Below are 11,524 nucleotides of genomic sequence, written 5' to 3'. Positions count from 1 at the left end.
GCGTCCCCTAGGGGACTCGAACCCCTGTTACCGCCGTGAAAGGGCGGTGTCCTAGGCCACTAGACGAAGGGGACACACTACAACATTCACTCCCTGCTTCGTATCGCTGTGTGCTTTACGCTGCAAGTGGCGCGCATTCTATGGATGGATTGGAAGGTCGTCAACCCCCTGATATAAATTTATTTAAATCAATGACTTCGACCTGCTTTACGAGCCGATTCGGACTTTTCCGTCGCCCGACGATTGACGCCTATATTCCGCCACTCGCCAAGGCGCTATAGTCCACGGCACAGGTGATGGCAATCTGCACCCCAAGGGCCAGCATTTATATAAGCAGCCCTGCGGCCGATACAGATTGAGCTTAGCCGATCCAACCCGTCGAGCGGCGCTAGGCTCCTATATGCCAAGCCACTACACTCGCACGCGAACCCTATAAAGAGGTCTTACCGGTGACACCACTCATGATCACCCTGCTAGTCATAGCCGGGATTGCAATCTTGATCGCCATTGGCTACATGAACCATGTGGTGGAAAACACCAAACTGGAGAAGGCCCGCACCAAGGTCGAACTCAACGACCGCCTGCGCCGTTGTGGCGAACTGACCGAAACCTTCCCCGGCCAGTTCATGACCCCGGCCCTCAAGCTATTGATGACCCGCCTGGAACTGAACGTCTGCCAGCGCCTGCTGAACCTGGAAAAGACCAGCGCCACGACCAAGGCCCGCATCACCGAACTGAGCGCCCTTGTCGCCCAGGGCGAATCGATCCCGGTCAACAACCCGCCGGCCCCGATCCAGACCGAAGCCAAGGCCAAGGACGTCCGCTTCCTTCTTGAAGCCCTGCACGGCCAGATCACCCGCGCCGCCCAGGACGGTTTCCTGCCACCAAACGAAGCCAAGCACTGGATTCGCGAAGTGCGTCATATCCTGGTGCTGCTGCACATCGAGTTCTTCAACAACCTCGGCCAGCACGCCCTGCAACAAAACCAGCCAGGCCAGGCCCGCCTCGCGTTCGAACGCGGCGTGCAATACCTGCGCAAACAGCAGGACCCGCAGATCTACGCCGAACAACTCCAATACCTGGAAAAACTCCTTGCCCGCGCCAACGCCCAGGTCATGGACAAGATTGCCCCGGTCGAAGGCGAAGAAAACCAACTGACTGCCGGCCTCAAGGATGTCGAGGCTGATGCGGACTGGAAGAAGAAAGTGATTTACGACTGAGTGCAGATGTTGAGAGAAGCCACCGAGAGGTGGCTTTTTTATTGGGCGCGGCAAAGATCAAAATCAAAAGCGCCCTCACCCTAACCCTCTCCCGGAGGGAGAGGGGACTGACCGAGATGATTGGGAGAGATACGCCGACGTGAAATACCGAGTCGAACTCGGTTTTTGAAACGCATGCAACTCGACTCCTGCTTTGGCTTTAGCTTTGGCTTTCACCACTCAACACGATGAGCGTTAGCTCGAGTACCGCTTTTGACGTGCCGGCCCCTTCGGCAGGCTGAGTGGAGGGATTCATCCGGGGGTGGGCGCGTAGCGCCGTGCGGCGAAGCCGCATGCATCGAGAGGAGGTGCAGCGAAGCAAACCGTAGGCGATGCCCCCGGATGAATCCCGGAACGAAGGAACACCGAGCCTCAGCGAGGGGCCGAACGCCGGGGCCCAGCCTTTTGGTTCCTTTTTGGCGTTTGAAAAAGGGACTCGCCGTAAGGGCGAAACCGCCAGCGGCAGCACCCAAAGAAACGGATATTCACACCAAACAACCAGCAACCTGGTCGGCCCAAAGGCCGCCAAGGTCAAATCCAAATCAAAGCCGAAAGTGCCCCACCATCCCCTTGAGCTCACTCCCCAACTGCGCCAGCTCAACACTCGAAGCCGCATTCCCGCGCATCGCAATCGACGACTGATCCGCACTCGCCCGAATACTGGTCACACTGCGATTGATCTCCTCGGCCACCGAACTCTGCTCCTCGGCCGCCGCCGCAATCTGCTGATTCATCTGCTGAATCAACGAAACCGCCGCCGCAATACTCCCCAGCGCACTTTCCGTCTGCAACGCATCACTCACCGCCAGCTTCACCAGCTCGCCACTGCTCTGAATCTGCAGCACCGACGAATGCGCCGCCGAGCGCAAGGCACTGACCAGCCGCTCGATCTCTTCGGTCGACTGCTGGGTGCGCCGGGCCAGCGCCCGCACCTCATCGGCGACCACCGCAAACCCCCTGCCCTGCTCGCCCGCCCGCGCCGCTTCAATCGCGGCGTTGAGCGCCAGCAAGTTGGTCTGTTCGGCAACACTCTTGATCACTCCGAGCACCGTGCCGATGTTCTGGATTTCTGCGCTCAGGCTTTCGATGCTCGAACTGGCCGACGTCGCCGAATCCGCCAGTTGCTCGATCCGCGCCATGCTCTGGCGCACCACCTGCTGGCCACTCTCGACCTTGTCGTCGGCAGTCTGTGCGGCGAGCGCCGCTTCTTCGGCATTGCGCGCCACATCGTGAACGGTGGCGGTCATCTGGTTCATGGCCGTAGCGACCTGCTCGGTTTCCTCTTTCTGGCTGCTGACTTCAAGATTGGTCTGCTCGGTCACCGCCGACAGCGATTGCGCGGAGCTGGCCAACTGTTCAATGCCCGCCTGCAACCCGCTGACGATGGTGCTGAGGCCCGCGCCCATCTGCTGCATGGATTGCATCAACTGGCCGATTTCGTCACGACGGGTCACCTCTACCGTTGCACTCAAGTCACCGGCGGCGATCCGCTGCGCGACATGCATCACACTGCGCAACGGGGCGACGATCAAGCGGGTGATCACCCACGCCGCAATCAGACCGACCAGCAGCGCCAGCGCCGACGAGCCGATAATCAGCACCGAGTTCTTCTTCAACTCACCCAGCATCGCGACGTCCTGGGCGACATAGGCCTGATCGACCCGTTCCACTACCTGGGCGGCACGCTGATGCAGTTGCTCATAGACGGTTTTTTCCTGAGCCAGAAGCCCGGTGTACTCGGCGAGCTTGTCATTGAAACCGGCGATATGGCCTGAGACCTCGTTGAGGACCGTCAGATAACCTTCGTCCTTGACCGTGGATTTCAGTTGTTCGGCTTGCGTCTGGGCCTGGGCGGCCTGTTCGATGTTGCCCTTGGCGCTGTCGTCGCCCTTGCGACTCTGATCCAGCCGCACCCGCGCTTCGTTCATGGCCTGCAACATCAGGCGCGAGACCTGGCTGACCTGACTGGCCTGCTCGATGAACTGGGCCCCATCCTTGCCCTCGCTGTCTTTCAGCGTATAGGCACCGTCATCGGCAAGCCCGGCCTGCAGGACGTCGAGGTTGTTGGCGACGCTGGACACCGACCAACTGGCCATTTCCAGCGCCAGGTCCTTGGCCTGGGTCAGCGAAACGAACTCATCGAAGGCTTTACGGTAAGCGCCCAGCGACTGCTGGACGTCGTTCATGACCGACTCATTGCCCGGCGACAGAGCCTTGAGCTGATCGGCCATGGCGATCAGACCATCCACGCCCTCGTGCAAGGCATCGGCGGTTTTCGGATTGCCGTGCAAGGCGTAGTCCTGTTCCAGCAGACGCACCTTGAGCAGGCCGCTGTTGAGCGAGGACATCTGCTTGAGCCCGTCGAAGCGCTGACTGATGGTTTGCAGGGACCAGACGCCGATGGCCGCCACCAGCGCGGTCAAGAGCAAAACCAGCACAAACCCGATACCCAGTTTTTTTGCCATACCGAGGTTGGCAAAACGTCCTTGCACGGCCGAAATCATTGCGCGTAGTCCCCTGCCAAAGTCTGTTGCCGAAGAGTCGCAACGGCCATGAACCAGCACAAGACTCTGGCGTCGGAATAATGGCAAAAAGCTACGCACGCGTCGTTTTCAGAACACTTGAGGTCGATCCACGGCTGTACTGCGAAAGAACTGCCGCGCCCTCGGATCACAAGCGTAGGCCACATTGATCCTCTGCCAGTCACTGGCTTCGCCACTGGGGCTGAATGATGTCGCGCAGGACAGTTGCACACCATGACGCAAGGCCTGCCTGCGCAGGTGCTCGTCATTCGCCAGCGGCGAACGGGCCCAGATGAACAGCCCGCCAGTGGGTTTGCCGAACACTTCCCAATCGGCATCCTCCAGCGCCTGCAAGGCTGCTGCCCGATCGGTATTGAGCCGCTGACGCTGGCGCTGCACCAGTTTTCGATAGGCGCCACTGGCCAGCAGCGCCGCCAGAACCGCCTCGCTGAACCTTGAAGTGCCCATGCAACTGATCATTTTGACCCGCGCCAGTTGCTCGATCACCTCAACACTGGCCATTACGAAACCTGCCCGTAACGAGCTGCTCAGCGTCTTGGAAAAACTGCCGACGTAAATCACCCGCCCGTCTTCATCCAGTGCCGCCAGACGCGTGCCGCTGCCATTGTGCAGATCGGCGTAGACGTCGTCTTCGATCAGCCGCAGGTCGTAGGTTTTGCTCAATTGCAGAATACCCCGCGCCACGGCCGGCGCCAGACAGCTCCCCGTGGGGTTGTGGTGATGACTGTTGATGAACAGCGCCGCCGGCCGGAACTGCTGCAACAACGCCTCAAGCGCCTCAAGGTCCGGCCCGCCAGGCGTACGGCGAACCTCCAGCATGCGCACACCGTGCAGCCGCAGGAGGTCGAACAGCGGCGCATAACCCGGTGTTTCCACCACCACACAGTCACCGGCCCGGAACAGGGTACGCACGATCAGATCCAGCCCGTGGCTGGCGCCGGCAGTGGTCAGCACCCGTTCGTCGTCAGCCTTGATATCGAGCAACCCGAGTCGTTTGACGATTTGCTCGCGCAGCGCGGGGAGCCCGAGGGGCGTGTTGTAGTTGAACAGGCTGGTCATGTCGGTGCGGGCCACCTGACGGATCGCGTAGCTGAGATCATCGGGCTCTCGCCAGCTCTGCGGCAAAACGCCGTCGCCCAGTTTCAGCCCTCTTTGCCATTCCGGATCCGTATCACAGCCGTGACGCTCACCCTCGAACGCAGGACTGTCGAAGGCCTTGCAACACTTCGGCAATGTGGCCGCGACCATGAACCCCGAGCCTTGCCGCGAGGCCAGGACACCCTGCGCCACCAGACGCTCGCAAGCTTCCATGACGCTCGACTGGCTGAGCAGGTTCAACCGCGCGATTTGTCGCACGGAAGGCAGGCGCGTGGCTGGCGGCACCTCTCCCTGCACGACCCATTCGATCAATCCATCAACAATCTGCTGCACAACCGGCACCATTGCCTGTCGGTCAATTCTCAATTCCATGAGTACCCAAACTCCTGTCCGTTTTGCCCGCGGCAGTAAATCACAGCCGCGCCGGTCAGGCTGTGCGACAACGCCGTCAAAAGCCACCGTTCTAACTATTTGATACACATTGTTTATCAACGACATGTAACTGACGGCAGACGAAAAAAACCCGCCGGCGGGCGGGTCTTTTCCTGCATCAATGGACGCGTTTCAGAACGCGGTCACGCCTCCGTCCACGGCCAGCGAATGGCCAGTGGTGAACGCTGCACCATCGCTGCACAGGTACAGCACGGCGCTGGCAATTTCCTCGACCTTGCCGATGCGACCCACCGGGTGCATGGCGTTGGCGAATTCGCCTTTCTTCGGGTCGGCCTCGTAGGCGCGACGGAACATGTCGGTGTCGATCACCGCTGGGCAAACGGCGTTGACGCGGATTTTCTTCTTGGCGTATTCGATGGCGGCCGACTTGGTCAGGCCGATCACCGCGTGCTTGGAGGCGGCGTAGATGCTCATCTTCGGCGCGGCGCCCAGGCCGGCCACCGACGCGGTGTTGACGATCGCCCCGCCGCCCTGGGCCAGCAGCAACGGCAACTGGTACTTCATGCACAGCCAGACGCCTTTGACGTTGACGCCCATGATTGCGTCGAATTCATCCATCGAGCCTTCGGCCAGTTTGCCTTTCTCGATTTCGATCCCGGCGTTGTTGAAGGCATAGTCGAGTCGGCCGTAGGTCTTGATCACCTCGTCCATCAGATTTTTCACTTCGCTTTCGACGGTAACGTTGCACCGCACGAAAGTCGCTTCACCACCAGCGGTACGAATCAGCGCCACCGTCCCCTCGCCCCCGGCGGCATCCAGGTCGGCCACCACCACTTTCAGACCTTCAGCGGCGAACGCCTGGGCGGTCGCGCGGCCGATACCGTTGGCGGCGCCCGTGACGACGGCGACCTGACCGGAAAACGTCATGCTCATTGTTATGTCCTCGAATGCGGGGATTGATGAGGGCAGCATAGCCACAGCCACCCCGACAGCGGCAGCACTATCAGAAGGCCGTTTAACCGCCCATGAATCGCAGTGATAAAACCGTGACAGCCACTATCACCCTGTTTGATCGACCTGCATTCGCCTCGTCAGCCAACCTTGCGGCATCACCAAGGAGGGTCTATCAACAAGGCTTCATCCCGTTGAGTGCCTGTCATGACTAACCAGACCAATCGTCAGTTCCTGCTCGCCAAACGCCCGGTGGGCGCCGCCACCCGCGAGACCTTCACGTATCAGCAAGTACCGGTGGGTGAACCGACGGCGGGACAGATCCTGGTCAAGAACGAATACCTGTCCCTCGACCCGGCCATGCGCGGCTGGATGAACGAGGGCAAGTCCTACATCCCGCCGGTAGGTATCGGTGAAGTCATGCGCGCACTGGGTGTAGGCAAAGTCATCGCGTCGAACAACCCGGGGTTTGCGGTCGGCGACTACGTCAACGGTGCCATTGGCGTGCAGGATTATTTCCTTGGCGAGCCAAGAGGTTTCTACAAGGTCGATCCGAAACTGGCACCGCTGCCGGTTTACCTGTCCGCATTGGGCATGACCGGCATGACCGCCTACTTCGCCCTGCTCGATGTCGGCGCACCGAAGGCCGGCGACACCGTGGTGTTGTCCGGTGCAGCGGGTGCGGTCGGCAGCATTGCCGGGCAGATCGCCAAGATCAAAGGTTGCCGGGTGGTCGGCATCGCTGGCGGTGCCGACAAATGCAAGTTCCTGATCGACGAACTGGGCTTTGACGGTGCCATCGACTACAAGAGCGAAGACGTGTTGGCCGGCCTTAAGCGCGAATGCCCGAAAGGCGTGGACGTGTATTTCGACAACGTCGGCGGCGACATCCTCGACGCCGTGCTGAGCCGTCTGAACGTCAAGGCGCGCGTAGTGATCTGCGGCGCCATCAGCCAGTACAACAACAAGGAAGCGGTCAAAGGCCCGGCCAACTACCTGTCGCTGCTGGTCAACCGCGCGCGGATGGAAGGCTTCGTGGTGATGGATTACGCCGCGCAGTACGCCAGTGCCGCCCAGGAAATGGCCGGCTGGATGGCCAAGGGTCAGCTCAAGAGCAAGGAAGACATCGTCGAAGGCCTGGAAACATTCCCGGAGACCCTGGGCAAACTGTTCAGCGGCGAGAACTTCGGCAAGCTGGTGTTGAAGGTCTGAAACAATGAAGGGAGCCATCGGGCTCCCTTCATTGCATCTTCAGCTGTTTGATCAGGCCAGTTCGGCAACCACCGAGGCCAGTGCCTTGGCCGGATCCGCCGCCTGGCTGATCGGACGGCCGATCACCAGATAGTCGGAACCGGCATCCAGCGCCTGACGCGGGGTCAGGATGCGACGCTGGTCGTCCTGGGCGCTGCCGGCCGGACGAATCCCCGGCGTCACCAGTTGCAGCGACGGGTGCGCGGTTTTCAGCGCCGTGGCTTCCAGCGCCGAGCACACCAGACCGTCCATCCCGGCCTTCTCGGCCAGTGCAGCCAGGCGCAGCACCTGCTCCTGCGGCTCGATGTCCAGACCGATACCCGCCAGATCCTCGCGCTCCATGCTGGTCAGCACGGTCACGCCGATCAGCAGCGGTTGCGGGCCGCTGCGCTTGTCCAGCTCTTCACGGCAGGCCGCCATCATGCGCAGGCCGCCGGAGCAGTGAACGTTGACCATCCACACGCCCATCTCGGCTGCGGCCTTGACCGCCATCGCCGTGGTGTTGGGAATGTCGTGGAATTTCAGGTCGAGGAATACTTCAAAACCCTTGTCACGCAGGGTGCCGACGATTTCCGCGGCGCAACTGGTGAACAGTTCCTTGCCCACTTTGACCCGGCACAGTTTCGGGTCCAACTGGTCGGCCAGCTTCAGTGCGGCGTCACGGGTGGGGAAATCCAGGGCGACGATGATAGGAGTCTGGCAGGCGGACATGGATGGGCTCTCAGGCAAGTCGAAATCGGCGCGCATTGTAGCGGAACCGGCGGCGGCGCGGCACCCGATGATCGGTAAATCGTCGCGCCGGACGTGATCAGCATAGCCTTGCAGGGTATTGTGTCGAAGCCGATACACAACCGACACGCCGACAACATGCGTCCGCGCTAGCCTCGCCAGCCGCAACATGTCCTTACAGCAGCCCTTCCCGCCTCACGGCCGGACGCCTATGCTGAAACCACAACCTCGCAGCCTATCTTTGTGGTTGGCGGCCTACTGGCAGATGAACAGCCTCATGCACAACTCCCAAGTCTCCGTGAATGAAGAGCAGAAAGACGACAAGCGCTGGAGCATCCGGGCCCTGATCGTCGACGATGACGTGCCGATCCGCGAACTGATGATCGACTACCTGGCCCGCTTCAACATTCACGCCAGCGGTGTCACCGATGGCGCGGCCATGCGCCAGGCGATGCAGGCCGAGCATTTCGATGTGGTGGTGCTCGACCTGATGCTGCCCGGCGAAGACGGCCTGTCGCTGTGCCGCTGGCTGCGTGCCGAATCGGACATCCCGATCCTGATGCTCACCGCCCGTTGCGAACCCACCGACCGCATCATCGGCCTGGAACTGGGTGCCGATGACTACATGGCCAAACCGTTCGAACCCCGGGAACTGGTGGCGCGGATCCAGACGATTCTTCGCCGGGTGCGCGACGACCGCACCGAACAGCGTGCGAACATTCGCTTCGACAACTGGCGCCTGAACAGCGTCCTGCGCCAGTTGATCGCCGACGATGGCCTGGTCGTGCCGCTGTCCAATGCCGAATTCCGCCTGCTCTGGGTGTTCATCGAACGCCCGCGTCGGGTGCTCAGCCGCGAACAGTTGCTGGACGCCGCCCGTGGCCGCTCGATCGAAGCGTTCGACCGCAGCATCGACCTGCTGGTCTCGCGCCTGCGGCAAAAACTCGGCGACGACCCGAAAGCCCCACAGTTGATCAAAACCGTACGCGGTGAGGGTTACCTGTTCGACGCACGGGATATCGGCTGATGCGGGCGCGCTTCGACACGCTGTTCGGTCGCCTGTTTGGCGTGCTGTTCGTGGCGATCGTCCTGGCGCACCTGTTGGCTTTCGCTTGGTTCCACCATTACGGCCCGCCACCGCCGCCTCCACCACCGGAGTTTTCCGAAGGGATCGACGGCCAACGGCCACCGCCAGATCCGCGCTTCCCACGGCGCCCCCCACGCCCGTGGTTCGGCGGGCCGCTGGTGCCGCTGACCTTTCAGTTCCTCTCATTGATGATCGCTGCGTGGTACGGCGCCAAGCTGCTGAGCCGCCCGATCCAGCGTCTGAGCGACGCTGCCGAACGCCTCAGTGAAAACCTCGACAGTCCGCCGCTGGACGAATCCGGCCCCCGCGAAGCACGCCAGGCGGCGCACACTTTCAACCTGATGCAGCAGCGGATTCGCGAACAGGTGCAGCAACGCGCGCGAATGCTCGGCGCCGTCTCCCACGACCTGCGCACACCGCTGTCGCGGCTGAAACTGCGCCTGGAAAAGATCGACGACGACAAACTTCAGGGCCAGATGCGTCAGGATCTCAACGACATGATCGGCATGCTCGACGCCACCCTCACCTACCTGCACGAACAACGCACCAGCGAAGCGCTGCAACTGATGGACGTGCAGGCGCTGGTCGAGTCCCTGTGCGAGAACGCCCAGGACCAGGGCGCCGACGTGCAGGTCAGCGGCCACTGCGCGCCCTTGCAGGTGCAGCCGATGGCCTTGCGTTCGTGCATCAACAACCTGATGGACAACGCCTTGCGCTACGCCGGGCAAGCGCACATCGAACTGCAGGATCAGCGCGAGCAACTGCTGATCCGCGTCATCGACCACGGCCCGGGCATCGCTGCGGACAAGCGTGAAGCGGTGTTCGAACCGTTCTTCCGCCTGGAAGGCTCGCGCAACCGCAACTCCGGCGGCGTCGGCCTGGGTATGACCATCGCCCGGGAAGCCGCGCAACGCCAGGGCGGACAACTCAACCTCGAAGAAACCCCCGGCGGCGGCCTTACCGCCGTGATTCGCCTGCCCCGCCACTGAAGCCGACTGTGTACCGCCCGGTACAAAATCCACATACCCACGACACCTCCCGCCTTGACGCTGCATAAGCCGGTACACAAACCGGTTTTCCAGCCCAAGGAGAGAGCCCGATGATCGGTAGCGTGAGCAACTACACGAGCTACACCAGCACCAGCAGCACCACCACGCAAAACGCCCGCAGCCAGCAACTGCAAAAAGAACTGTTCGCCAAACTCGACAACAACGGCGACGGCGCGGTGGATCAGGACGAACTGAACAGCGCCCTGTCGCAAAAATCCAACGACGGTTTGCTGGTCAACCTGAGCAAACAATTCGGCGACCTGGACAGCGACAGCAGCGGCAGCCTCAGCGCCGACGAAATGGCCGCCATGGCCCCACCCCCACCACCCGACCACGACCAGGCCCCCAACACCGACCTGGCCGACGCCCTGATCAAAGCCCTGGACACCGATGGTGACGGCGCCATCAGCGGCGACGAACTGAGCAGCGGCCTGACCAGCGCCGGCAGCACCGCCGACAGCAGCAAAATCTTCTCCGCTCTGGACAAGAACAAGGACGGCGTCGTCAGCCAGGACGAACTCACCGCCAGCCTCACCCCGCCACCACCCCGGGTTTCCAGTGACGAACTGTTCAGCCAGCTTGATGCGGACGGTGATGGAAATGTGACGGCGACCGAATTGAGCAGCGCGTTGCAGGCCAGCGACAGCACCTCGTCGAACAGCAGCGACACCAGCGCGGAGTTGCTCAAGGTGCTGGATAGCGACAGCAGCGGTGGCGTGAGCAGTGATGAATTGAAGGCCGCGTTGCAGGCGGGACACCAGCGTCCGAGCGATGAACAGACTGCCAGTACTACTCAAACCACGACTGAAGCGTTGAACCGGATGATTGCCAATCTGAGCAAGCAGTATTCGCTCGATAGTGCGGCGTCGGTGGGCAAGTATTTGAATGTGGCGACGTGAGGTAATCCAAAAACAGGATGAGCGTTACCTCGACAACGCTTTTGATCTTGATCCACCCGCCCCTTCGGAAGGCTGAGTGGAGGTGTTCATCCGGGGATTGGCACGTAGTGCCGTGCGGCGAAGCCGACTCATCGACGAAGTCGATGCCCCCGGAGGGACACCGGAGCGAAGGAACCCGAGCCTGCGAGGGCCGAACGCCGGGGCGAGCGTTTTTTGCTTACTTTTTTAGGCGCTTGTAAAAAAGTGAGTCGCCGTAAGGGCGAAA

Annotated in this window: 9 protein-coding genes, 1 tRNA gene and 1 pseudogene; 5 read left to right on the top strand and 6 right to left on the bottom strand. The window is 61.4% G+C overall.

Annotation, left to right across the window (positions count from 1 at the left end):
• Window position 1: 1 nt before the first annotated feature.
• Window positions 2–74: transfer RNA gene (locus AC07N4_RS23935), tRNA-Glu, on the bottom strand.
• Window positions 75–461: 387 nt separating this feature from the next.
• Between AC07N4_RS23935 and AC07N4_RS23930 the strand changes: the two genes are divergently transcribed.
• Complete coding sequence (locus AC07N4_RS23930) at window positions 462–1,220, top strand: hypothetical protein (protein WP_065261849.1); 759 nt, start codon at window positions 462–464, stop codon at window positions 1,218–1,220.
• A gap of 581 nt (window positions 1,221–1,801) precedes the next feature.
• Here the strand turns inward: AC07N4_RS23930 and AC07N4_RS23925 are convergent.
• From AC07N4_RS23925 to AC07N4_RS23910, 4 genes and pseudogenes are all read right to left on the bottom strand, one after another.
• Entirely contained in the window at window positions 1,802–2,665 is an 864-nt protein-coding gene (locus tag AC07N4_RS23925; protein WP_495077483.1) for a methyl-accepting chemotaxis protein, read from the bottom strand.
• Window positions 2,663–2,887, bottom strand: a pseudogene (locus tag AC07N4_RS23920) (HAMP domain-containing protein); the annotation flags it as partial. The gene AC07N4_RS23925 and the pseudogene AC07N4_RS23920, both read right to left, overlap by 3 nt.
• A 984-nt stretch (window positions 2,888–3,871) precedes the next feature.
• Window positions 3,872–5,272, bottom strand: a complete 1,401-nt coding sequence (locus AC07N4_RS23915) for an aminotransferase-like domain-containing protein (RefSeq protein ID WP_096817975.1) — start codon at window positions 5,270–5,272, stop codon at window positions 3,872–3,874.
• Window positions 5,273–5,464: 192 nt separating this feature from the next.
• Window positions 5,465–6,226: an SDR family oxidoreductase gene (locus tag AC07N4_RS23910; protein ID WP_085710959.1), complete on the bottom strand. Its 762-nt coding sequence runs from the start codon at window positions 6,224–6,226 to the stop codon at window positions 5,465–5,467.
• A gap of 225 nt (window positions 6,227–6,451) precedes the next feature.
• Here AC07N4_RS23910 and AC07N4_RS23905 point away from each other — a divergent pair, with 225 nt between their 5' ends.
• Complete coding sequence (locus AC07N4_RS23905; RefSeq protein ID WP_096817979.1) at window positions 6,452–7,456, top strand: NADP-dependent oxidoreductase; 1,005 nt, start codon at window positions 6,452–6,454, stop codon at window positions 7,454–7,456.
• A gap of 51 nt (window positions 7,457–7,507) precedes the next feature.
• Here AC07N4_RS23905 and pyrF read toward each other — a convergent pair whose 3' ends face one another.
• Window positions 7,508–8,206: an orotidine-5'-phosphate decarboxylase gene (gene pyrF / locus AC07N4_RS23900; RefSeq protein ID WP_007960372.1), complete on the bottom strand. Its 699-nt coding sequence runs from the start codon at window positions 8,204–8,206 to the stop codon at window positions 7,508–7,510.
• 295 nt (window positions 8,207–8,501) lie between these two features.
• On the opposite strand from pyrF, the gene AC07N4_RS23895 reads away from it, so the two are divergent.
• The 3 genes from AC07N4_RS23895 (at window position 8,502) to xopAW (ending at window position 11,259) form a co-directional block, all read left to right on the top strand.
• The gene (locus AC07N4_RS23895; protein ID WP_085710962.1) at window positions 8,502–9,251 is read left to right on the top strand and encodes a response regulator; all 750 of its coding nucleotides are present in this window, start codon (window positions 8,502–8,504) and stop codon (window positions 9,249–9,251) included.
• Window positions 9,251–10,300 carry a sensor histidine kinase gene (locus AC07N4_RS23890; protein WP_493065940.1) on the top strand — a complete coding sequence of 350 codons (1,050 nt, stop codon included), beginning with the start codon at window positions 9,251–9,253 and terminating at the stop codon, window positions 10,298–10,300. The genes AC07N4_RS23895 and AC07N4_RS23890 overlap by 1 nt, the downstream gene beginning before the upstream one ends.
• Before the next feature lie 110 nt (window positions 10,301–10,410).
• The gene (gene xopAW / locus AC07N4_RS23885; RefSeq protein WP_493065941.1) at window positions 10,411–11,259 is read left to right on the top strand and encodes a XopAW family type III secretion system calcium-binding effector; all 849 of its coding nucleotides are present in this window, start codon (window positions 10,411–10,413) and stop codon (window positions 11,257–11,259) included.
• Window positions 11,260–11,524: the final 265 nt, after the last annotated feature.

The sequence above is a fragment of the Pseudomonas sp. GW821-FHT09E04 genome (assembly GCF_059416185.1).
Note: the sequence above shows the minus strand (reverse complement) of the source record. Positions and strands in the feature narration are given on the sequence as shown.